A 21,432-nucleotide genomic window follows, 5' to 3' on the forward strand; every position below is an offset into this window, starting at 1 on the left:
AGTGAAGTGCTGTGGAGTGCTGTGCTGTGGAGTGCGGTGCTGGGCAGTAGTGCCGTGCTGCGGTGTCAGGTCTTGTCGGCGCCGCGCCGTTTGCGTACGACTCCGAAGGTGACCGCCGCGGCGAGCAGCACCGCCACGCCCGCGCCGACGCCGATCGGCACGGCGGGCGACGAGGAGTCGGACGAGTCGGCGGCGTTCTCGGTCTTCGGCTCGGCGGCCTTCTTCGCCTGCGGGGACGGGCTCGGGGAGGAGCCGAGGTCCGGCAGCGCGGGGAGCTTCGCGTCGGCGTCGAGGGCGACGGCGAGGGAGAGCGGGTCCATCGCGGAGCCCGCCTTGTACATGCCGCCGAACGCCTTGGAGCCGTCGGCGGTGAGCCTCGACGGCACCTCGGTCAGGGAGACGAGCCCATCCTCGGGCTTCAGCTCCTTGGCCGCGAAGGTGACCAGCGGGGCCTTCTTCAGCGTGCCGCCCTGGTTCTTCGAGCCCTTGCTGTCGACGTCCGCGAAGAGCGTGCCCTTGCCGTCCTTCACCTTGACCGCGACCTCGCTCAGCGTGAGGTCGAGGCCGTGCTCGCCGGTGAAGCGCACGGTGCCGGCGAAGTCCGCGTCGAGGGTCTGCTTCTTCTTGTCGTACGTCCCCTCGCCCCGAGGGAAGCGGAAGAGCGCGCCGCCGTCCTGGGCTCCAGCGGTCAGTTTCCATTCGCCCTTGGCGATGGAGCCGGTGACGTATTCGCGGAAGGTGCGGCGCACGCCCCAGTCGACGGCTGCGTCCTCGATGCGGCCCGCCGCCGTTTCCTTCTTCCCGGCGTCCGAGGACTTCGAGGGCTTCGGCGAGGGCTTCTTCGACGGTTTGTCGGAGCCGGACTTCGCCGTGAGGTCGGTGGAAAGGCTCACCCGGTCGAGTTCGGTGCCCGCCGTGTAGTACCCGGCGAAGGCCTTGGCGCCCTGGGAAGTGAGCGTCGCGGGGAGGTTGTTGAGGGCGATCGGTCCCGCGCCGCCCTTCATGTCGATGCCGGACATGCCGAGGGCCGCGAGTGGCACCTGGGCGTTGGTCGTGACCTTGCCCGTGCCCTTCTCCTTGCTGACCATGTCGGCGTAGAGCGTTCCGGAGCCGCCGGAGATCTTGACGGTGGGGCGGCTGATGGTCAGGTCCAGCTCGTACGAGCCGCCCTTCTTGTGCCCCAGGAAGTGCACTCCTCCGGAGAACCCGGCACTGAAGGCCCCACTGTCCGGGTCGTACGAGCCCTTGGCCGAGTGGAAGCGGAACTGGCTGCCGCCGACCGTGGCGGCGCCGCCCTGCAGGGTCGAACTCCCTTGGGCGATCGGCCCGGTGACGTAGCTCTGGAACGAGGATTTGATGCCCCAGTCGAGCCGTCCGCCCTGGACCGTCCGGTCCTCGGCGTGCGCGGCGGCCGTGGGAAGCAGTGCTCCGACGAGTGCGGTGAGCACGGCCACGGCTCCGGCGCGGGCGGTGGCTCGCGCCTGTCCTGACGACGACATGGGACCCCTCCGGGCGTAGCTAATTAGGCAAGGCTAACCTAAACTACGATCACTTCGGCTGGAACCCCCATCCCGGCCATCCCGCCCCAGGCGCCCCACCCGGGGCCTCGGCAGCAGGCCCTCAACAGCACGACAGGACGGTGGACTTCGGTGCGTATGCCGCGCTCACTCCGTATCGCCGGCGCGTGGACCGCCGTTCTCGCCCTGGCCCTCACGGGCTGCGGAGCGTCCTCGGACGGCGGTGGCGAGGCGTCCCCGAAGGCGAAGGCCGCGGCCTCCGCGCCCGACCGGGTCGAGCCGCTGAAGTCCCGGCCCGACCCCGCGCTCCCCACTACCGTCACGTCGGCCGACGGCAAGAAGGTCACCGTCGAGGACACGAGCCGGATCGTGCCGCTCACCGGCGGCCTGAACGAGATCGTCTTCACGCTCGGGCTCGGCGAGAACGTCGTGGCGCGCGACATCACCGCGACCTTCGAGCAGGCCGAGAAGCTGCCGGTGGTGACACGTGCGCACGACGTCTCGGCGGAGAGCGTCCTCTCCCTGAAGCCGACGGTCGTTCTCGCGGACACCATGACGGGGCCCGCGGAGGCCATCGGCCAGATCCGGGACGCGGGCATCCCGCTGATCGTGTTCGATCCGGCCAAGGGCCTCGACGACGTGGGTCCCCGGATCGACGCGGTGGCCGAGGCGCTGGGGGTCGAGAAGTCGGGCGATGAGCTCAGGTCCCGTACGCAGGACCGCATCGCGAAGGTCCGCGCGTCCATCCCGGCATCCGCGCGCACCGAGAAGCCCCGCGTCGCCTTCCTCTACCTGCGCGGCTCCGCGTCCGTCTACCTGCTCGGCGGCCGCGCATCCGGCGCGAGTTCGCTCCTGGAGGCGGCGGGCGCGGTCGACGCGGGCAAGGCATCGGGGCTCGAGAAGGACTTCACGGCGATCACCAGCGAGGCGCTCGCCAAGGCCGCACCGGACGCGATCCTGGTCATGTCCAAGGGGCTCGCATCGGTCGACGGCGTGGACGGTCTCCTGAAGGTGCCGGGTGTCGCCGAGACCCCGGCCGGGCTCGACCGCCGCATCGTGTCCATCGACGACGGGGTGCTCCTGAACTACGGGCCGCGCACCGACCAGGTCCTGAAGTCCCTGGTGGAGCAGTTGTACGGGGGCAAGAAGTGACCGTCCTGACCAAGACGGCGGACGCGGGTCCGCCCGGGACGGAGGAGCCGCCGGCTCCCCGGAGCCGCCGGCGGGGCACGGCGGCCACCCTGGCCATCGGGCTCACGGCCGCCCTCGTCCTGCTCTGCCTCCTCTCCGCGGGCATCGGCGCGTACGACATCCCCCTCGGGGACGTCCTCGGCTCCGTTCGGCACCGGATCGGTCTCGGCGGGAGCGCGCTCGACCGGGTCGGCGAGAGTGTCCTGTGGAACGTTCGGCTGCCGCGTGTGGCGCTCGCACTGCTCGTCGGGGCGTCGCTCGGGTGCGCGGGCGCGCTCATGCAGGGCGTGTTCGGCAATCCGCTGGCCGAGCCCGGCGTCATCGGGATCTCGGCGGGCGCGGCCGTCGGCGCGGTGGCGTCGATCGCGCTCGGCCTCAGCTTCTTCGGCAACTGGACCGTGACGGTCTGCGCGTTCGTCACGGGCCTCGCCACCGTCCTTCTCGTGTACGTCCTTTCGCGCGACGGCGGGCGCACGGAGGTCGTCACGCTCATCCTCACCGGGATCGCCGCGAACGCGTTCGCGGGCGCCCTGATCGGGCTCTGCGTCTTCTTCGCGGACAACGCGCAGATCACCCAGATCACGTTCTGGCAGCTCGGCTCGCTCGCGGGGGCGACCTGGCCGAAGGTGCTCGCCGTGCTGCCGTGCGCGGTGGCGGGTCTGGCCGTGGCGCCGCTGTACGGACGGAAGCTGGACCTGCTGGCGCTCGGCGAGCGGCCCGCGCGGCATCTGGGCGTCGACGTCGAGCGGCTGCGGCTCGTGCTGGTTCTCGTGGTGGCGCTGCTGACCGCCGCCGCCGTGGCCGTCGCCGGGATCATCACGTTCGTCGGTCTTCTCGTCCCGCACCTGCTGCGGATGGCGGCGGGGCCCGGCCACCGCTTCCTCCTGCCGGGCAGCGCGCTCGGCGGGGCGGTCGTCCTGGTCGGCGCTGATCTCGCGGCACGGACGGTGGCGGCTCCGGCGGAGTTGCCGCTGGGGGTGCTGACCGCGTTCGTCGGGAGTCCGTTCTTCTTCTGGCTGCTGCGCAGGACCCGTCGCAAGCAAGGGGGTTGGGCATGATCGGGTGGATCGCCGAGCGGCTGTTCTCGTCGGGCCGCGGCCGTGTCCTGCCGGGTCCCGTCGCCCCCGGCGACGCGCTCGGCGAGGCGTCGGGGCTGCGGGTGCGCCTCGGGGGACGCGAGGTGCTTGCCGGGGTGTCGCTGACCGCGCGGGCGGGCGAGGTGCTCGCCCTGGTCGGGCCCAACGGAGCGGGAAAGTCGACCCTGTTGGCCGCGCTTGCCGCGGATCTCCCGGCGGACGAAGGGGTCGTACGCGTCTGCGGGCGCCCCACCACGCAGTGGCCCGCCCGTGAACTCGCCCTGCGGCGGGCGGTGTTGCCACAGGCGGCCGCCCTGTCCTTCCCGTTCGCCGTGGAGGACGTCGTCCGCATGGGGCGCGCGCCCTGGGCGGGTACGGCGCTGGAGGACGACGACGACCGTGTCGTACGCGAGGCGATGGCCGCGACGGAGGTGAGCGAGTTCGCCGCTCGCCCCTTCTCCTCGCTCAGTGGGGGTGAGCGGGCGCGGGTGGCGCTCGCGCGGGTCCTCGCCCAGCGGGCGCCGCTGCTCCTGCTCGACGAGCCGACCGCCGCGCTCGATCTGCGCCACCAGGAGCTGGTGTTGCGGATCTGCCGGGAGCGGGCTTCCGCGGGGGACGCGGTGGTGGTGGTGCTGCATGACCTGGGGCTCGCGGCGGCGTACGCGGATCGGGTGGCGGTGCTGTCCGGCGGCGCCGTGGCCGTGGAGGGGCCTCCGGCCGAGGTGTTCACGGGCCCGCTCCTGAGCGAGGTCTACCGGCAACCGGTGGAGGTGTTCCCGCATCCCCGCACGGGGGCTCCGCTGGTTGTCCCGGTGCGGGGGTGAAGGCGAACCCTGGGGGGCTTCCCCAATCCCACCCCTTCCCGAAACCAAGGGGCTCCGCCCCCTGGCCCCCCGACAAGATGGCCTCAAATGCCGGCCGGGCTATATCTAGCCCGTCCGGCATTTGCGGACGAACTCGGCGAAGCCGGTGATTCGCGCCACTCAAGGCTTGACCCGCACTTTGCCGTTTGGGCAGGTAAGGGGAAGATAAGTTAGGTTCCCCTCACCCGGCCCGTCGCCGGGGTTGTCCGTGAACCGCCTTGGAGCCACCATGCACCCCGCCCGCCTCTCCGTCGCCACCGCCATAGCCGCAGCAGCGACCCTCACCGCCGTCACGGGCTGCACCGAGAAGAGCGACGCCAAGGCCGGCGGCAACACCGTCGAGGTGACCGCCACCGACGACAAGTGCGAGGTCTCCAAGACCGAGCTCAGCTCCGGGCACGTCGAGCTCGCCATCGAGAACAAGGGCTCCAAGGTCACCGAGGTCTACCTCCTCTTCCCCGACGACCGCATCGTCAGCGAGCGCGAGAACATCGGCCCCGGCACCAAGCAGAAGCTCACCGCCGAGGTGAAGTCAGGCTCGTACCAGATCGCCTGCAAGCCCGGCATGAAGGGCGACGGCATCCGCCAGAAGGTCACCGTCAGCGGTGGCAAGGCCGTCAAGCGCGACCCGCGCCTGGACAAGGCCGTCGCCGACTACCGCGCCTACGCGCAGGAGCAGGCCGACGCGACGCTGCCCAGGACGAAGCTCTTCACCGACGCCGTCCGCGACGGCGACATCGAGGCCGCCAAGAAGGCGTACTCCAACTCCCGCATCGGCTGGGAGCGCACCGAGCCGGTCGCCGAGTCCTTCGGTGACATCGACCCGAAGGTCGACCTGCGCGAGGACGGCCTGGAGGAGGACCAGGACCTGGAGAAGGACTGGACGGGCTGGCACCGTCTGGAACGGGCCCTGTGGAAGGACAAGAAGATCGGTGAGCGTGAGAAGGAGCTCGCCACCCAGCTGGACAAGGACCTCAAGGACTGGCAGAACCGCGTCGGCAAGGCGGAGATCACCCCGACCTCCATGGCCAACGGCGCCAAGGAACTCCTCGACGAGGTCGCCACCGGCAAGGTCACCGGCGAGGAGGAGCGCTACTCGCACACCGACCTCGTCGACTTCAAGGCGAACGTCGAGGGCGCGGAGAAGGCGTACGGCCTGCTCAAGGCCGTCGCGTCGGAGAACGACCCCGCGCTGACCAAGGAGCTCGACAAGCAGTTCGCGGCGCTGGACAAGCTCCTCGGCACGTACCGCCAGGGCGGCGGCAAGGACTCGTACACGTTCACGTCGTACGAGAAGCTCGACAAGGCGGACACCAAGGAGCTGTCGGACGGCGTCAACGCGCTCGCGGAGCCGCTGTCGAAGCTGGCCGCCGCTGTCGTGAGCAGCAAGTAGCGGCAAGGGGGCCGGAACCATGGCTGAGATCAGGCACGACACCGGGACCGTGCCGGAGGACGAGCCCTCGGATAACGCCGAGCACGCCGAGAACGCCGACAGTACCGCCACCTCCGGCTCCCCTTCCCGGCGTTCGCTCCTCGGCTGGGGTGGCGCCGGGCTCGCGCTCGGTGCCGCCGTCACCGGGGGCGCGGTGGCGGTGACCCGGTCCGGGGACGAGGCCGTGCCCGCCGCGTCCGCGGGCGGCGCGGTCGCCTTCCTCGGCAAGCACCAGGCGGGGATCGCCACCCCCGTCCAGGACCGGCTGCACTTCGCCGCTTTCGACGTGAAGACGGAGGACCGCGAGCAGTTCGTGCAGCTCCTCAAGGACTGGACGAAGGCCGCCGCGCGGATGACCGCGGGACACGAGGTCGGTGAGGGCGCCTTCGGCGGTCTCACGGAGGCGCCGCCGGACGACACCGGCGAGGCGCTGGGCCTCAAGCCGTCACGGCTCACCCTCACCATCGGCTTCGGGCCCAGCCTCTTCGAGAAGTTCGGGCTCGGGGACCGGCGTCCCGACGCCCTCGTCGATCTGCCGAAGTTTCCCGGTGACAACCTCGACAAGTCCCGCGGCGGCGGCGACCTGTGCGTGCAGGCCTGCGCGGACGATCCGCAGGTCGCCGTGCACGCCATCCGCAACCTGGCCCGCATCGGCTTCGGCAAGGTCGCGGTGCGCTGGTCGCAGCTCGGCTTCGGCAAGACGTCCTCCACGACTCCGGGCGCGCAGACGCCTCGTAACCTCTTCGGGTTCAAGGACGGCACCCGCAACATCTCGGGCGAGGACGGCTCCGCGCTCGCGAAGCACGTGTGGGTCGGCGAGAAGGACGGGCCGGGCTGGATGGCCGGAGGTTCGTATCTCGTCGCGCGCCGTATCCGCATGAACGTCGAGACCTGGGACCGGACTCCGCTCGGCGAGCAGGAGGACATCTTCGGGCGCGACAAGGGCGAGGGCGCCCCGGTCGGCAAGGCCAAGGAGCACGACGCGCCGTTCCTGAAGGCGATGAAGCCGGACTCGCACGTCCGGCTCGCGCACCCGGACACCAACGACGGTGCGACGATCCTGCGCCGCGGCTACTCCTTCACGGACGGCACCGACGGCCTGGGCCGCCTGGACGCGGGGCTGTTCTTCCTCGCGTACCAGCGGGACGTGCGCACCGGTTTCATCCCGGTGCAGCGCAGTCTGGCGCGCGCCGACGTTCTCAACGAATACATCCAGCACGTGGGTTCAGCGGTCTTCGCGATCCCGCCGGGCGTCCGTGACAAGGACGACTGGTGGGGCCGGGCACTGTTCGGCTGAGGCCTGAGGGGATCTGACAGACATGTTCGGCAATTACCTGATCGGCCTGCGCGAAGGTCTCGAGGCCAGCCTGGTCGTCTGCATCCTCATCGCCTATCTGGTGAAAACGGAGCGGCGCGACGCCCTCAAGCCCATCTGGATCGGCATCAGCGTCGCGTGCGGCCTCGCGCTCGGCTTCGGCTGCGCGCTCACCTTCGGTTCGCAGGAGCTGACGTTCAAGGCGCAGGAGGCGCTGGGCGGTTCGCTGTCCATCGTCGCCGTCGCCCTGGTGACGTGGATGGTCTTCTGGATGCGGCGTACGGCACGCCACCTCAAGGCCGAGCTGCACGGCAGGCTGGATGCGGCCCTGCAGATGGGCACGGGCGCCCTGGTCGCCACCGCGTTCCTCGCCGTGGGCCGGGAGGGCCTGGAGACCGCGCTGTTCGTGTGGGCCTCGGTGCGGGCCTCGAACGACGGGACGCCGGGGCCGCTGATCGGCGTGCTCCTCGGCCTGCTCACGGCGATCGCGCTTGGCTGGCTGTTCTACAAGGGCACGGTCCGCATCAACCTGGCGAAGTTCTTCACCTGGACCGGCGCGATGCTGGTGGTCGTGGCGGCGGGCGTGCTCGCGTACGGCGTCCATGACCTGCAGGAGGCGGAGTTCCTCGGCGGGCTGCGGAACAAGGCGTTCGACATCAGCGCGACGATCCCGCCGGACAGTTGGTACGGGACGCTCCTGAAGGGCGTCTTCAACTTCCAGCCCGACCCGACGGTTGTCCAGGTCACGGTGTGGCTGCTGTACCTGATCCCGACGCTCGCGTTCTTCTTCGCCCCGGTAGGGTTCGGGCCCGGGAAGGGGAAGGTGAACGCAACGCATGAGCAGGCTTCCAAGGCAGCGCACTCCGATGCGGGACGGCCGGGCGCGACGGCCGGTCCGGTTCGCGATGGTGGCGTCGACGGTGACCGTACTGACGGTGACGGCGAGCGGCTGCGTGACGGTGCACGGGGAGCGGGAAGTCGTCCCGTCGGCGACGAAGGCTGAGGCCGAGCGCGCGCTGAAGGACTTCCTCACCGCGTACAACAAGGCCGAGAAGGCGTACGACCCGGCCCTGGACGCGGCCCGGGTCACGGGCCCGCTGAGCGCCATCAATCAGGCGGGCCTGAAGTCGAAGGGCGCGCGGAATCCGGGCGGCAACCCCAACCAGGTGCCGCTGGAGCTGACGGACGCGAAGTACTCGATCCCCAAGAAGGCGGGCTGGCCCCGGTGGTTCGTGGCCGACACGAAGTCCAACCGCAGGGGTGATCTGCGCTGGCTGCTCGTGTTCACCAAGGGCAGCAAGGACCAACTGTGGGAGGCGTCCTACCTGAACCTGGTGTCGCCCTCCAAGATGCCCGAGTTGAAGAAGGACAAGGACGGCTGGGCGGAGCCGGTCGAGGTGGGCTCCGCCGCGCTGGCGGTGGCGCCGAAGAACCTCGGCAGGGAGTACACGTCGTATCTGAAGTCGGGCGGCGACACGTTCGCGCCGGGTGACCACACGTCGACGTGGAAGGCGTTCCGCGACAGGAACACCAAGCGGCGCGGCATCGCCGTGCAGTACATCGACGAGCCGAAGAACGACGGGACGTTCGCGCCGGTGGGCCTGCGTACGCGGGACGGCGGGGCGATGGTCTTCTTCTCGACGCACCACTACGAGAAGCAGACCGCGGCGAAGGGCGTGAACCTCACCGTCGAGCCCGAGGTGAAGCCCCTCCTGAAGGGCGAGGTCAGGCAGTCGGTGACGCTGGAGCGCGTCTCCAACCAGGTCGTCCTGGACCCGTCGGGGACGGGCAAGGTGACGTTCCTGAGCCGCATCCAGGGGCTGACGGGCGCGAAGGGCGAGTAGCCGGGCCGGTGGCCGATGGCCGGCGCGCGGGCGTCAGCCCCTCATCGGCCAGGCGGCGACGTCGTGCTGGGGCTCGCCCGCGACGCGCGCGCATTCGTCGGTGAGCGTCTCGAGGAGCGTCAGCGGGTCCGGGAGCGCGTGCTCGGGGCCGCGGATCCAGTGGACGGCCAGGTCACCGGGCAGCCGCGCGGGCGGCACGAGGACGTACGAACCGCGGCAGTGCCAGCGCAGGCCCGGGTGTTCGTTCGTCGTCTCGGGGTGGCAGTCCAGCTCGCAGGGCCACCACTCGTCCTCGTCCTCGGGGGTGCCGCGGGTGAGCGTGAAGAAGAGCATCCGCCCCTCGTCCATGGTGCCCTCGGACTCGGCGACGGGGCCCACCTCGATGCCGTCGGCAAGGAGTCTGGCGAGGGCCTCGCGTCCGGCGGCCAGCGGCACGTCGAGGACGTCGTGGACCATGCCGGTCGCGGTGATGAAGTTGGCCTGCGGCTGATGCCTCGCCCAGCGCTCGATCTGCCCGCGGTCGGTGGTGGACTGCGTCTGCCAGGCGAAGGAGATGGGGTGCCTGGCGGGGGTGGGACAGCCGATGCGGTCACAGGAACATCGGTACGCGGAGGGGTGTGCGGCCGGTGAGAGCGGCAGACCCGCTGCCGCCGCGGCGACGAGCAGGGCCTCGCGGCCCGCCTCGTCGTCTGCCGTGTCCTCCGGTCGGGGACGCCGGCGAAGCCACTGGGAAATCCTGCTCTGTCCGCCGGACCGGCGGCCGAACTCCGCGCCCATCAATCCCCTCACCTCGCATGTGTGCCGAGAAGCATCTCCCATGGTCGCACCATCCTGCTCCTCGGGGGGCCAGAGCCCACATCCGGGGTAGCTGGGGTGATGCAAGGCGCAGGGTGACATCGCGCGTCATTGCGTACTAACCGGTGATTTACCCCCCTACCGTGTTCGCCATGGTCACCAGGACTGTGCTCACGGGACTCTCGGGGCTCATGAGCCTCACCACACTGGCCTTCGGCGCGCCCGCCAGACCGCTCGCCCCGCTCGAATGGGGAGGCGGCCCCCTGACGGTCGAGGCCCTCCCCCGCGTCACGTACACCGCACACCGCGGCGGCGCTCTTGAAGTGCCGGAGAACAGCATGTCCGGCCTGGTGGCGGCGTACAAACGAGGAACGGCGCAGGTCATCGACGTGGATACGCGGATGCTGCGCGACGGCACCCTGGTGGCCATGCACGACGCGACCCTGGACCGTACGACGACGTCCGCGGGGCCGGTGAGCTCGCTCACCCTGCGCGAGTGGCGCCGGGTGAGGCTGCGGCCGGGCCCCGGTCTGCCCGGCAGCTGGCGCTCCGAGCGGCCGCCGACGGTCGCCGAGGTCCTCGACCGCTTCGGCGGGCGGATCGTGCTCATGCTGGAGGCGAAGGATCCGCGCAGCCTGCGGCCGCTCGGCTCGCTGATCCGCGCCCGCGGCCTGACGCGGTCGGTGTTCGTGAACTCCAACGACCCCCTCGTCGCCGCGCGCGCCCACCGGATGGGGCTGCTCGCGCAGCTGTGGCGTTCCAAGGCGCAGATGCGCACGGACCGGCCCGAGCGGTGGGCCGGGTTCGTGGACGTCCTGGACGTGGACCACAAGGCGCGGGACGCGGATCTGCTGCGCGCGGTCTACTCCGGGGTTCCCCGGGTGTGGGCGCACACGGTGACCACGCCGCGCCAGCGCGACCGGGCGCTGCGGCTCGGCTGCAACGGCGTGATCACGGACGCGCCGGGGCTGCTGGCGCGGACTCCGGTGAAGGGGGCCAAGGGCGTGAGCGCGACGCGACGGAAGTGGCCGGTCAACTCCGCGTGACCGGCGGGACGCGGGTGGCGGGAAGCCGTCAGCGGGGCGCGATGCCGTAGAGGGCGTACTCGACGAGCTTGTCGGCGTACTCGTGTGTGAGCGGGCCGGTGCGCTGCATCCAGCGCTGGGCGAGCGGGCCGGCCCACAGCTCCAGGGCGATGCGGGGGTCGACGTCGGGCGCGACCTGGCCGGCCTCCTGGGCGATCTCGATGCGCCGCACGTACATCTGGAGGCCGGGCTCCAGGAGCTTCTGCACGTACTCGGCGCCGAGCTCCGAGTTGAGCATGCCCTCGGCGGCGAGCGCGCGCCAAGGGGCGTCGTACTTGGGGTTCTTGAACTCGTCGACGGTGGCCCGCATGACGAGCTTGAGGTCCGCCTCCAGGTCTCCGGTGTCCGGGATCTCGGTCGGGGTCAGACCACCCCCCGCGTTGTCGCTCGCCTCCTGGTGGGCCTGTTCCCCGAGGTCGAGGAAGGCGTCGAGCAGGACGGCTCCCTTCGACGGCCACCAGCGGTAGATCGTCTGCTTGCCCACGCCCGCTCGGGCGGCGATCGCCTCGATCGTGAGCTTTCCGTACCCGACCTCGGAGACCAGGTCGAGGGCGGCGTCATAGATCGCGTGGCGCGAGCGTTCGCTGCGGCGCTTGGAGTCTGGGGCGGATTTCGTGGCCATGCCCTCGAATGTAGCAGCGAGCGAGCCGAGACGTACCGTCTCGCAAAAGCTTGACAAGACGAACCGTCTCGTTCAGAGTAAGCACATCGAAGCGAGACGCAACGTCTCGCCAGCCAGAGGTTGTCGATCCGGAGGCAAGCACATGACGCGAGGCGGAGCAGGAAACATGCTGGGCGTGGGCGGTACGCGCACCAACCTCTCCCGCAAGGCGCTGCGCGGCGCAGGCCGCGGCGGTCAGGTCGGCGGCGGGCTCAGCCCGCAGGCGCAGAAGCGTGAGCTGCTGCGCAAACTGCGGGAAGACCGTTCGGCGCGCGGCGAGTCATGAGACGGGGGCGTCGGCCGGCGGGACGTGGGCCGGCGGGACATGGGCGGCCGGGACGTGGACGGCGTGCCAACCGTCCACGCACCCGGGTTGACCACTCGCCGAACCACCCGTTCAGATCACAGCGCGAGGGCTCCTCAGACCGCACCATGAACAGCAACTGCCCCACTATGGGCAGTAACTGACCATCGCGGTACGTGAGGAGCCCTCGTTGAGTCGTTTTCCTCGTCGCGCCACACCCCGGCGCTATCTGATGTGCTCACCCGCACACTTCAAGGTCACGTACTCCATCAACCCCTGGATGGATCCCTCGAAACCGGTCGACGTCCCCCTGGCCATCGCCCAGTGGGAGGACCTGCGTGACCGCTACCGCTCGCTCGGCCACACCGTCGAGGAGCTCACCCCGCGCCCCGGCCTGCCGGACATGGTCTTCGCGGCGAACGGCGCGACCGTCATCGAGGGCCGCGTGCTCGGCGCGCGGTTCGCCCATCCGGAGCGCGGCCCCGAGGCCGTCGCGCACCTGGAGTGGTTCCGGCAGCACGGATTCACGGAGCTGCACGAACCGACGCACATCAACGAAGGCGAGGGCGACTTCGCCGTCACGTCCTCGTACGTCCTCGCGGGGCGCGGCTTCCGGGCAAGCCCCCTGTCGCACGGGGAGGCGCAGGAGTTCTTCGGCCGCCCGGTGCTCGGGCTCGATCTCGTCGACCCGCGCTACTACCACCTCGACACGGCGCTCGCGGTGCTCGACGACGCGACGGACGACGTCATGTACTACCCGCCCGCGTTCTCGGCGGGCAGCCAGGCAGTGCTGCGGCGCCTCTTCCCCGACGCGCTGATCGCCGATGAGCCGGACGCGGTGGCCCTCGGGCTCAACGCGGTCTCGGACGGCCTGCACGTGCTGATCCCGCAGGCCGCGGCCGGCCTCTTCGCCCCCCTGCGGGAACGCGGCTACGAACCCGTCGCGATGGATCTGAGCGAGCTGCTCAAGGGCGGCGGCAGCGTGAAGTGCTGCACGCAGGAGCTGCGCGGCTAGCCCTGCGCGATCTCCTCGTGGGGCGGCGGCCAGGCGTCGCCCCACTCCGCGTCGCGGGCCGCGCGGTACAGCGGTCCGTGGCGCTTGGTCACCGTCTCGCGGTGCAGGGTCTCGTCCGCCGCGCACAGGTCGAGCAGGACCTGCCCCTTGCGGATCTGCGGCTTGCGCACGACGCGCTCCCGCGCGGGCTCGGCGTCGAACCGCACGGCCGCCACATAGCTGAACTTCTCGTCCTCGTACGGCAGTGAGCCGCCCTTGACCTTCCGGTGCAGGGAGGAGCGGCTGACGCGGGCGGAGAAGTGGCACCAGTCGTCGCCGGGCACGATCGGGCAGGCGGAGCTGTGCGGGCAGGGCGCGGCCACCCGGAAGCCGGCCTCGATGAGGCGGTCCCTGGCCTCGATGACGCGTGCGTAGCCGTCGGGGGTGCCCGGTTCGACGATGACGACGGCCTGCCGGGCGGCGGCGGCCGCCGCGTCGACGAGGGACTGCCGGTCGCCTTCGGTCAGCTCCTTCAAGACATAGGACACCGTGACGAGATCAGTGCTCTCGATGCTGAGCGCCGATCCGATACGAGAGCGCTGCCACTGCGCGGACTTCAACCACGGGTTTGCGGCGGCCAGTTCACGCCCCAGGGCCAGGGCGGGCTCGGCCCAGTCGAGGACCGTGACGGGCCGCTCGCCGTCCCAGGTAGCGCTCACCGCCCAGGTGGCCGCGCCGGTCCCGCCGCCGACGTCCACATGACTGCCGGGCGCCCACCCGGCGGGCGCCGCGTCCGCGAGGGCCCCGAGCGCGGAACGCACCGCCTCGAAGGTCGCGGGCATGCGGTACGCGGCATACGCGGCGACATCCGCCCGGTCCCGCAGGATCGGCGCGTCGGTCGGGGTGAGCCCCCGGTAATTGGCGATCAGCCGGTCAACGGCAAGCGCGGCCTGCTTGGGCGGCAGCCCGTCGAGGAGCCCGGCAAGGGCACTGCGCAGGGTCTCGGCCGGAGAGGCGGGGAAAATCGGGGCGTTCACCCGGCGATTCTAGGCGCCGAAAAGACGGGCACGGCGGGGGGCGCAACGGGGCCCCACAGGGGCGCGAGGAACTGCGCGACCGGCCCCCACCGACCCGCAGCCGAATCATCACGCCCCGAACGCCACCGCGCCCGAAAGGGGCGCGGGGAACTGCGCGACCGGCCCCCACCAACCCGCAGCCGAATCATCACGCCCCAAGCGACACCGCGCCCGAAGGGGCGCGAGGAACTGCGCGGCCGACCCCCACCGACCCGCAGGTGAACGCCCCCCCCAGTGCAAGCCCCGCGCCAGCGAGCCGCGCCAGCGAGCCGCGCCAGCGAGCCGCGCTAGCGAGCCGCGCGGGACAGTCGCGTCGCCGCCTGGGCCCGCGGCGCGCTATCGGCGGCCCCCCGCCTCGGATGGACCGTGTTCGCCAGGAGGATCAGGAACGTGTCCGTCGCCGGGTCGATGACCAGGGACGTCCCGGTGAACCCCGTGTGCCCCGCAGCGCCGCGCCCCGCGAGCTCCCCCATGAACCACGCCTGGTCGAGCCCGAAGCCGAGCCCCGGCGGCGTCAGCATGAGCTCCACGAAGTCCGGCCCGAGGATCCGCGCCGTACCGTACGAGCCGCCGCAGAGCAGCGCGCGGCAGAAGACCGCGAGGTCCCGCGCGGTCGAGAAGAGCCCGGCGTGGCCCGCGACGCCACCGAGCGCCCAGGCGTTCTCGTCGTGCACCTCGCCCCGCAGCATCCCCCGGTCAACCTTCGCCCAGGGCCTGCGCTGGTCCTCGGTCGCGGCGGCGTCGGGACGCGGCCCGAAGCCGGTGGCCGCCATGCCGAGGGGCCGGGTGATGCCCTCCCGGACGAGCACGTCGAGCGGGCGCCGCGTGAGGCGCTCCAGGACGTGCTGGAGGAGCAGCATGTTCAGGTCGGAGTAGAGGTGGTCGCCCGGCGGACTCGACGGAGCCTCCGCATGCAGGGCGGCGAGGCGCGCCGCGCCGTCCGGGCAGTCGTACAGCGGGAGTTCGGGGCGCAGACCGGAGGTGTGCGTGAGCAACTGGCGCACCGTGATGCCGTGCTCGGCGGCCGCCGTGAACTCGGGGACGTACGCGGAGACCAGCGCGTCGATGCCGAGCGTGCCCCGCTCCAGCTGCTGCATCGCGGCGACGGTGGTGAACAGCTTGGTGAGCGAGGCCAGGTCGAAGGGGGTGCCCGTACGGGTCAACACCTGCTCCGCGGGCGGCAGTTCGACGCCCACGCCCTTCTCCGGGTCGTACCCGGCATAACGCACCGCACGGCCCACCGCCTCATGAACGGCGACCACCGGCCCACGCCCGGCGAGCACGACGGCTCCGGCGCACCAGGGCCGCTCGCCGCGCGTCAGTGCGCGCACCTCGCGTACGAGGTGGGCCATCTCGTCCGTGTCGAGCCCCGCGCGGTCCGGCGTCCCGGCGCGCAGCAGGCGTGGCGCGGTCAGTGGTCCGTCCCCTCCTGAGTCGGTCTCGCCGAGAACGCGTGCGAGTGCGAGTTCTGCCAGGGTCGGCACAGTCCCAAGAAGCAGCCGATCGCCGCAAGGCCGCAGACGAGCTGGACCACGGCCATCGGCACGGCCGTGGCCTCGCCCGCGATGCCGACCAGCGGGGACGCGATCGCGCCGACGAGGAACGAGGACGTGCCGAGCAGCGCCGACGCGGAGCCCGCGGCATGCGGGGTGCGCATCAGGGCGAGGGCGTTCGTGTTGGGCATCGCGAGGCCCATCGCCGACATCAGGACGAAGAGCCCGGCGGCGACGGGGAACAGACCGACGTCCCCGAAGACGCCCGTGGTCATCAGGAGCAGCGCGGTGGCGGCGAGCACGATGACCGTCAGGCCGAAGGCGAGCGCCTTGTCGAGGCTGACCCGGCCGACGAGGACCTTGCCGTTGATCTGGCCGACGGCGATCAGGCCGACGGAGTTCACGCCGAAGAGCAGGCTGAAGGTCTGCGGGGAGGCGCCGTAGATCTCCTGAATGACGAACGGCGAGGCGGAGATGTACGCGAACAGCGCGGCGAAGGCGAAGCCGCCCGCGATCATGTACCCGGTGAAGACGCGGTCGGCGAGGAGCGACTTCATGGTGCGCAGCGCTTCGACGGTGCCGCCGCTGTGCCGCTTCTCCGGGACGAGCGTCTCGGGCAGGCTCCGCCAGACGACCGCCGTCAGGGCGATGCCGATCACCGTGAGGACGGCGAAGATGCCGCGCCAGTCGGTGAACCGCAGGACCTGGCCGCCGATGAGGGGCGCGACGACCGGGGCGACCCCGGAGATCAGCATGAGGGTGGAGAAGAAGCGGGCCATCTCCACGCCGTCGTAGAGATCACGGACGACGGCACGGGCGATGACGATGCCCGCGGCGCCCGCGAGGCCCTGCAGCAGACGGAAGGCGATGAGGAGTTCGACGGAGGGCGCGAACGCGCAGATCGCGGTGGCGAGGATGTAGACGAAGAGCCCGATGAGCAGCGGCCTGCGCCGCCCCCACTTGTCGCTCATCGGCCCGACGACGAGCTGCCCGAGCGCCATGCCGGTGAGGCAGGCGGTGAGGGTGAGCTGCGCGGTCGCGGCGGACGTGTGCAGCGAGCGGGTGACCTCCGGGAGCGCCGGCAGGTACATGTCCATGGAGAGCGGCGGGACCGCGGTGAGGCCGCCGAGCACGAGGGTGACGAGAAGGCCGGTGCGGCGCTGGGCGGTGCGGGCCACGGCGTCGGGTGCCGGCCCCTGCTCCACCGTCCTTGACTGCCGTATGAGGGGGCCTTGCGCCCCGCTCGTGGTGCGGCTGCCGTGCTCCGGCATGCGGATTCCCTCCCGATTAGGCGTGCGATTACCTATGCTCTCAGCTCAGCTGTGCTGGTCGAGACCATTTCCGTGCTACTCCGCGGTACACCGCGGCACTCCGGCTGTACGAACAGGGGCCCAGTAGTGGAAGACAACCGTGAGCCCGTGCGTTGGGGCATCCTCGCGACGGGCGGGATCGCCGCATCGTTCACGGCGAACCTCCTCGACATGCCGGACGCGGAGGTCGTCGCGGTCGCCTCGCGGACCGACGCGTCGGCGAAGGCGTTCGCCGAGCGGTTCGGCATACCGCGCGCGTACGGGGAGTGGGGCGCGCTCGCCGAGGACAAGGACATCGACGTCGTGTACGTGGCGACGCCGCACGCCTCGCACCGGGCGGCGGCGGGGCTCTGCCTGGAGTCCGGCCGCTCGGTGCTCTGCGAGAAGGCGTTCACGCTGAACGCGCGCGAGGCGGCGGAGCTGGTGACGCTCGCCCGGCGGCGCGGCCTCTTCCTGATGGAGGCCATGTGGATGTACTGCCATCCGCTGATCCGGCGGATGAAGGCGCTGGTCGACGACGGGGCGATCGGCGAGGTGCGGACCGTACAGGCCGACTTCGGCCTCGCGGGCCCCTTCCCTCCCGCGCACCGACTCCGTGACCCGGCGCAGGGCGGCGGCTCGCTGCTCGATCTCGGGGTGTACCCGGTGTCGTTCGCGCAGCTGCTGCTCGGGGAGCCCTCGGGGGTGAGTGCGAGAGCGACGCTCTCGGACGAGGGCGTCGATCTCCAGACGGGAATGCTGCTCTCGTACGAGAGCGGTGCTCACGCCTTGTTGCACTGCTCCATCAACGCGGGCACCCCCGTCACCGCGTCCGTCACCGGTTCGCGGGGCCGCATCGACATCCCGAACGGCTTCTTCTTCCCGGAGAGCTTCGTGCTGCACCGCGACGGCCGTGACCCGGAGGAGTTCGCCGCCTCCCCCGAGTTCGGCCCCCGCGACAGCCTCAAGCACGAGGCCGCCGAGGTCATGCACCGGCTGCGCGCGGGCGACACCGAGTCACCCCTGGTCCCGCTGGACGGCACCCTCGCGGTGATGCGGACCCTGGACACGGTGCGGGAGCGGATCGGGGTGCGCTACCCGGGCGAGTGAGCGCACTCCCGGGGCCCTCGCGGAACCTCGTGGACCCTCGCGGGCCCTCGCGGACCGGCCGGACCCGCTCGGGTCACGCGGGCTTGAGCCCCGGGTTCCCCGCCTCCGTCACGAAGGAGGCCGCCGTCGTGATGGGCGCTCCCGGCGTCGTCACCGCCGACACCGTCTTGAAGTCGGCGCGCGCGGATTCCTGGCCGAGGTCCACGGTCACGTAGCCGCGCCGCCCGTTGTAGAACTTCATGTGCGGGTTGGCCTTGGTGTAGGTCTCCCAGGTCGCGGGCTTCTCGGCGCCGTCCCTGCCGCTCGCGACGGACGTGGCGACGATCTCCGTGCCGACCGTCTTGGACGCCGGGTCGTCGAAGTCGGCCTTGATGTCGTAGGCGTATCCGACGTGCACGTCGCCCGTGAGCACCATCAGGTTCTTGATCCCGGCCGACGCCGCGCCCGCGAGGACGCGGTCGCGGGAGGCCGGGTAGCCGTCCCAGGCGTCCATGCTGAGCTTCGCCGCCGCGTTGAGGTCCAGCTTCCGCTGTGAGAAGTTGACCTGCTGCGGCATGACGTTCCAGACCGCCTTCGAGCTGCGCCAGCCGTCGATGAGCCAGCGCTCCTGGGTGGCCCCGGTGATGCTGCGCTTCGGGTCGGTCGACTCCGGGCCCGGGATGTCCGCGCCGTCGCCGTAGGCCTGGTCGGAGCGGTACTGCCGGGTGTCCAGGATGTCGAACTGCGCGAGCAGGCCCCACTGGAGGCGGCGGTAGAGCTGCAGGTCGGGGCCGACGGGCTGCTGGGGGCTGCGCAGCGGCAGGTTCTCCCAGTACGCGCGATAGGCGGCGGCGCGGCGCACCAGGAACTCGGCGGGCGGGCTGCCGTTCTCGTCGAGGTCGTCCGCGTAGTTGTTCTCGGTCTCGTGGTCGTCCCAGGTGACGACGAAGGGGTGGGCCGCGTGCGAGGCCCGCAGATCCGGGTCGCTCTTGTAGAGGGCGTACCGCAGGCGGTAGTCCTCCAGGGTCTTCGTCTCGCGGTTGAAGACGTCGGGCAGTACGCGGTCGGTGTAGTTGCGGTGGCCGCCGGCCGAGTTCACCGCGTATTCGTAGAGGTAGTCGCCGAGGTGGAAGACGACGTCGACGTCGTCCTTCGCCAGGTGTTTGTGCGCGGTGAAGTAGCCGTCGTGGTACGCCTGGCAGGACACCGCGGCGAACTTCAGGGAGCTCACCTTGGTGCCGGCCGCGGGCGCGGTGCGGGTGCGGCCCGTCTCGCTGATCCACTTCCCGGTCTTGAACCGGAAGTAGTAGGTCCGCCCCGCGTCCAGGAACCCCACCTCGACGTGCAGCGTGTGGTTGTACTCGGGGTGGGTGATCTCGAAGCCGCGTCTGGCGACACGCTGGAAACCCGCGTCGTGGGCAAGCTCCCACTCGACGACGACGCGCTGGTTCGGCAGACCGTTGCCCGGCTCGTACGGTGCCGGGGCGAGCCGGGTCCAGAGCAGGACCGAGTCGGGCTGCGGGTCGCCGGACGCGACGCCGAGAGTGAACGGATCGTCGGCGATCTTCCGCGCGTCCATCTCGGCGGCGCCCGCGGCGCCCGCTGTCGGCAGATTGGTGGCGAACGCGAGCGCGGCCGCGGCGCCGGTGACGGTCAGGAAACGCCGGCGGCCCAGGTGGCGCGCGGCGGCTCGAAGCTCGGCTGTGTGCTGCTGGCCTGTGGGTGTCATGTAGCCCTCCCCTGACGATTGGTGTCCTGGGCATGCAAGTGGCGGGGGAAGACGCGCGACTGTCGCGTACACAACACCCAAATGGCGGGCGGATGATGACCCTATAGACACACCTCCCGTACGCTGCGGGGCCATGAACGCTGAGCCAACTGGGCATCCGACCGGACATCCGACCGGGCAAGCAAAGACCGCCGTGGTGACCGGCGCGGGCTCCGGCATCGGCCGGTCCGTGGCGGTGGAACTGCTGCGGGCCGGGTGGTCCGTGGCGCTCGCGGGGCGCCGCAAGGAGACACTTGAGGAGACGGCGGCGATCGCCGCGGGGGTGTCGGAGGGCGCCGCGGTGCGGCCCGTCCCGCACGCCGAGGGGTCCGCCGAGGTGAACGCCCCGGCCGAGACCGACGCCCTGTGCGTGCGCACCGACGTGTCACGGCCCGAGGACGTGGCCGCGCTGTTCGCAGCCGTGCGCGAGCGCTTCGGCCGGCTCGATCTCCTCTTCAACAACGCCGGCACGTTCGGGCCCGGCGGCGTACCGGTGGACGAGCTGGAGTACGACGCGTGGCGGCACGTCGTCGACACCAACCTCAACGGCGCGTTCCTGTGCGCGCAGGCGGCCTTCCGCCAGATGAAGGAGCAGGACCCGCAGGGCGGCCGGATCATCAACAACGGCTCGATCTCCGCGCACGTGCCGCGTCCGCAGTCCGTCGCCTACACGGCGACGAAGCACGCACTGACCGGCCTGACCAAGTCGCTCTCCCTGGACGGGCGCGCCCACCGGATCGCCTGCGGCCAGATCGACATCGGCAACGCGGCGACGGACATGACCGAGCGGATGCGGGACGGGATCCTGCAGGCCAACGGAGAGCTGGCGCCCGAGCCGGTGATGGACGTGTCGGACGTGGCGCGGACGGTGCGCCACATGGCGGAACTGCCGCTGGAGGCGAACGTCCAGTTCGCCACGGTGCTCGCGACGAACATGCCGTTCATCGGGCGGGGTTAGTCCCCGGCCCCTCGTGGGCCGACCGTGACCCCCGTTCACGGTCGGCCCACATCTACACAAACGGAGCGGGAAATACCGCGTTAATTGCGCGCATCAACCCCCGTATGCTCAGCGTGCCCTCCACGAGAACTGCACATCCAGAGCACACTCGGAGCACACCTTGCGCATACGTTCCGCGGCCCCGGCCGTCCTCGCCGCGGCCGCACTCGCGGCCCCTCTGCTCGCCGCGTCCCCCGCGACAGCGGCCGCACATCAGGGCGGACTGCACCTCGGGTACATCCAGTTCGACAGCCCGGGCCGGGACTCCCGTTCCAACTCCTCGCTGAACGCGGAGTGGGTGAACATCCACAACAACTCCGGCTCGGCGATCCAGCTCAAGGGCTACAAGCTGAAGGACAACACGGGCTACACGTACACCTTCGGCAGCTACAAGATCGGCGCGGGCAAGACGGTCAAGGTCCGCACCGGCAAGGGCACCAACGCGTCCGGCGTCCGCTACTGGGGCCGCGGCTCGTACGTCTGGAACAACACCAGCGACAAGGCCCGCCTCATCAAGCCGAGCGGTTCGCTCAAGGACTCGTGCTCCTGGACGAACAGCAACCCCGGGTACAAGAGCTGCCACTGACGGCACATCGGCCGCATCGGGCACACCAGCCACACCGGCCACAGTGAACGGGGGCGG

The 21,432-nt window shown here is 71.1% G+C and carries 20 protein-coding genes; 13 read left to right on the forward strand and 7 right to left on the reverse strand.

What is annotated here, in order from left to right; genetic code table 11:
* Positions 1-65 precede the first annotated feature (65 nt).
* Positions 66-1,499 (reverse strand): HtaA domain-containing protein, encoded by a 1,434-nt coding sequence (locus tag ACWGIH_RS25015; protein WP_453449409.1) that lies wholly within the window; start codon positions 1,497-1,499, stop codon positions 66-68.
* Positions 1,500-1,655: 156 nt separating this feature from the next.
* On the opposite strand from ACWGIH_RS25015, the gene ACWGIH_RS25020 reads away from it, so the two are divergent.
* The 7 genes from ACWGIH_RS25020 to ACWGIH_RS25050 all read left to right on the forward strand — a co-directional run bounded on the left by ACWGIH_RS25020 (position 1,656) and on the right by ACWGIH_RS25050 (position 9,238).
* Positions 1,656-2,669, forward strand: a complete 1,014-nt coding sequence (locus ACWGIH_RS25020) for a heme/hemin ABC transporter substrate-binding protein (RefSeq protein WP_453449410.1) — start codon at positions 1,656-1,658, stop codon at positions 2,667-2,669.
* A 5-nt stretch (positions 2,670-2,674) separates the two neighbouring features.
* Positions 2,675-3,766 (forward strand): FecCD family ABC transporter permease, encoded by a 1,092-nt coding sequence (locus ACWGIH_RS25025; protein ID WP_453449456.1) that lies wholly within the window; start codon positions 2,675-2,677, stop codon positions 3,764-3,766.
* Positions 3,763-4,608, forward strand: coding sequence for a heme ABC transporter ATP-binding protein (locus ACWGIH_RS25030; RefSeq protein WP_453449411.1), 846 nt, complete (start codon positions 3,763-3,765; stop codon positions 4,606-4,608). Before ACWGIH_RS25025 ends, ACWGIH_RS25030 begins: the two co-directional genes overlap by 4 nt.
* A gap of 268 nt (positions 4,609-4,876) precedes the next feature.
* Positions 4,877-6,040, forward strand: coding sequence for an iron uptake system protein EfeO (efeO, locus tag ACWGIH_RS25035; protein ID WP_453449412.1), 1,164 nt, complete (start codon positions 4,877-4,879; stop codon positions 6,038-6,040).
* 19 nt (positions 6,041-6,059) lie between these two features.
* Positions 6,060-7,376, forward strand: a complete 1,317-nt coding sequence (efeB, locus tag ACWGIH_RS25040) for an iron uptake transporter deferrochelatase/peroxidase subunit (RefSeq protein ID WP_453449413.1) — start codon at positions 6,060-6,062, stop codon at positions 7,374-7,376.
* Positions 7,377-7,398: 22 nt separating this feature from the next.
* Positions 7,399-8,397: an iron uptake transporter permease EfeU gene (gene efeU / locus ACWGIH_RS25045; protein ID WP_453449414.1), complete on the forward strand. Its 999-nt coding sequence runs from the start codon at positions 7,399-7,401 to the stop codon at positions 8,395-8,397.
* Complete coding sequence (locus ACWGIH_RS25050; protein WP_453449457.1) at positions 8,300-9,238, forward strand: hypothetical protein; 939 nt, start codon at positions 8,300-8,302, stop codon at positions 9,236-9,238. Before efeU ends, ACWGIH_RS25050 begins: the two co-directional genes overlap by 98 nt.
* A 33-nt stretch (positions 9,239-9,271) precedes the next feature.
* Here ACWGIH_RS25050 and ACWGIH_RS25055 read toward each other — a convergent pair whose 3' ends face one another.
* A complete protein-coding gene (locus tag ACWGIH_RS25055; RefSeq protein WP_453449458.1) occupies positions 9,272-10,015 on the reverse strand; it encodes a bifunctional DNA primase/polymerase in 744 nt (247 codons plus the stop codon).
* A 170-nt stretch (positions 10,016-10,185) separates the two neighbouring features.
* Here ACWGIH_RS25055 and ACWGIH_RS25060 point away from each other — a divergent pair, with 170 nt between their 5' ends.
* The gene (locus ACWGIH_RS25060) at positions 10,186-11,079 is read left to right on the forward strand and encodes a glycerophosphodiester phosphodiesterase (protein ID WP_453449415.1); all 894 of its coding nucleotides are present in this window, start codon (positions 10,186-10,188) and stop codon (positions 11,077-11,079) included.
* Between the two features lie 28 nt (positions 11,080-11,107).
* Here ACWGIH_RS25060 and ACWGIH_RS25065 read toward each other — a convergent pair whose 3' ends face one another.
* Entirely contained in the window at positions 11,108-11,740 is a 633-nt protein-coding gene (locus ACWGIH_RS25065; protein WP_453449416.1) for a TetR/AcrR family transcriptional regulator, read from the reverse strand.
* Positions 11,741-11,882: 142 nt separating this feature from the next.
* Between ACWGIH_RS25065 and ACWGIH_RS25070 the strand changes: the two genes are divergently transcribed.
* Positions 11,883-12,065 (forward strand): DUF6243 family protein, encoded by a 183-nt coding sequence (locus ACWGIH_RS25070; protein ID WP_453449417.1) that lies wholly within the window; start codon positions 11,883-11,885, stop codon positions 12,063-12,065.
* A 208-nt stretch (positions 12,066-12,273) separates the two neighbouring features.
* Positions 12,274-13,098, forward strand: a complete 825-nt coding sequence (ddaH, locus tag ACWGIH_RS25075; protein ID WP_453449418.1) for a dimethylargininase — start codon at positions 12,274-12,276, stop codon at positions 13,096-13,098.
* Here the strand turns inward: ddaH and ACWGIH_RS25080 are convergent.
* The 3 genes from ACWGIH_RS25080 to ACWGIH_RS25090 all read right to left on the reverse strand — a co-directional run bounded on the left by ACWGIH_RS25080 (position 13,095) and on the right by ACWGIH_RS25090 (position 16,917).
* Positions 13,095-14,114, reverse strand: coding sequence for a small ribosomal subunit Rsm22 family protein (locus ACWGIH_RS25080; RefSeq protein ID WP_453449419.1), 1,020 nt, complete (start codon positions 14,112-14,114; stop codon positions 13,095-13,097). The genes ddaH and ACWGIH_RS25080 overlap by 4 nt on opposite strands.
* A 326-nt stretch (positions 14,115-14,440) precedes the next feature.
* The gene (locus ACWGIH_RS25085; RefSeq protein WP_453449460.1) at positions 14,441-15,484 is read right to left on the reverse strand and encodes a serine hydrolase domain-containing protein; all 1,044 of its coding nucleotides are present in this window, start codon (positions 15,482-15,484) and stop codon (positions 14,441-14,443) included.
* Positions 15,485-15,564: 80 nt separating this feature from the next.
* On the reverse strand, positions 15,565-16,917 hold the full coding sequence (locus ACWGIH_RS25090) for a Bcr/CflA family multidrug efflux MFS transporter (RefSeq protein WP_453449420.1): 1,353 nt from the start codon (positions 16,915-16,917) through the stop codon (positions 15,565-15,567).
* Between the two features lie 126 nt (positions 16,918-17,043).
* On the opposite strand from ACWGIH_RS25090, the gene ACWGIH_RS25095 reads away from it, so the two are divergent.
* Positions 17,044-18,045 carry a Gfo/Idh/MocA family protein gene (locus ACWGIH_RS25095; protein WP_453449421.1) on the forward strand — a complete coding sequence of 334 codons (1,002 nt, stop codon included), beginning with the start codon at positions 17,044-17,046 and terminating at the stop codon, positions 18,043-18,045.
* A gap of 73 nt (positions 18,046-18,118) precedes the next feature.
* Here the strand turns inward: ACWGIH_RS25095 and ACWGIH_RS25100 are convergent, their stop codons facing one another.
* The gene (locus ACWGIH_RS25100) at positions 18,119-19,753 is read right to left on the reverse strand and encodes an alkaline phosphatase D family protein (RefSeq protein ID WP_453449422.1); all 1,635 of its coding nucleotides are present in this window, start codon (positions 19,751-19,753) and stop codon (positions 18,119-18,121) included.
* A gap of 133 nt (positions 19,754-19,886) precedes the next feature.
* On the opposite strand from ACWGIH_RS25100, the gene ACWGIH_RS25105 reads away from it, so the two are divergent.
* Complete coding sequence (locus ACWGIH_RS25105; protein WP_453449423.1) at positions 19,887-20,750, forward strand: SDR family oxidoreductase; 864 nt, start codon at positions 19,887-19,889, stop codon at positions 20,748-20,750.
* 160 nt (positions 20,751-20,910) lie between these two features.
* A complete protein-coding gene (locus ACWGIH_RS25110; protein ID WP_453449424.1) occupies positions 20,911-21,375 on the forward strand; it encodes a lamin tail domain-containing protein in 465 nt (154 codons plus the stop codon).
* Positions 21,376-21,432: the final 57 nt, after the last annotated feature.

The sequence above is a fragment of the Streptomyces sp. NPDC054872 genome (genome assembly GCF_053610705.1).

Excerpts from the sequence above, each read along its gene's own strand:
- ACWGIH_RS25015 (WP_453449409.1), bottom strand. The coding sequence starts at position 1,499 with ATGTCGTCGTCAGGACAGGCGCGAGCCACCGCCCGCGCCGGAGCCGTG.
- ACWGIH_RS25055 (WP_453449458.1), bottom strand. The coding sequence starts at position 10,015 with ATGGGCGCGGAGTTCGGCCGCCGGTCCGGCGGACAGAGCAGGATTTCC.
- ACWGIH_RS25090 (WP_453449420.1), bottom strand. The coding sequence starts at position 16,917 with ATGCCGGAGCACGGCAGCCGCACCACGAGCGGGGCGCAAGGCCCCCTC.
- ACWGIH_RS25100 (WP_453449422.1), bottom strand. The coding sequence starts at position 19,753 with ATGACACCCACAGGCCAGCAGCACACAGCCGAGCTTCGAGCCGCCGCG.
- ACWGIH_RS25020 (WP_453449410.1), top strand. The coding sequence starts at position 1,656 with ATGCCGCGCTCACTCCGTATCGCCGGCGCGTGGACCGCCGTTCTCGCC.
- ACWGIH_RS25105 (WP_453449423.1), top strand. The coding sequence starts at position 19,887 with ATGAACGCTGAGCCAACTGGGCATCCGACCGGACATCCGACCGGGCAA.
- ACWGIH_RS25070 (WP_453449417.1), top strand. The coding sequence starts at position 11,883 with ATGACGCGAGGCGGAGCAGGAAACATGCTGGGCGTGGGCGGTACGCGC.
- ACWGIH_RS25050 (WP_453449457.1), top strand. The coding sequence starts at position 8,300 with ATGGTGGCGTCGACGGTGACCGTACTGACGGTGACGGCGAGCGGCTGC.
- efeO (WP_453449412.1), top strand. The coding sequence starts at position 4,877 with ATGCACCCCGCCCGCCTCTCCGTCGCCACCGCCATAGCCGCAGCAGCG.
- ACWGIH_RS25030 (WP_453449411.1), top strand. The coding sequence starts at position 3,763 with ATGATCGGGTGGATCGCCGAGCGGCTGTTCTCGTCGGGCCGCGGCCGT.
- efeB (WP_453449413.1), top strand. The coding sequence starts at position 6,060 with ATGGCTGAGATCAGGCACGACACCGGGACCGTGCCGGAGGACGAGCCC.
- ACWGIH_RS25065 (WP_453449416.1), bottom strand. The coding sequence starts at position 11,740 with ATGGCCACGAAATCCGCCCCAGACTCCAAGCGCCGCAGCGAACGCTCG.
- efeU (WP_453449414.1), top strand. The coding sequence starts at position 7,399 with ATGTTCGGCAATTACCTGATCGGCCTGCGCGAAGGTCTCGAGGCCAGC.
- ACWGIH_RS25060 (WP_453449415.1), top strand. The coding sequence starts at position 10,186 with ATGGTCACCAGGACTGTGCTCACGGGACTCTCGGGGCTCATGAGCCTC.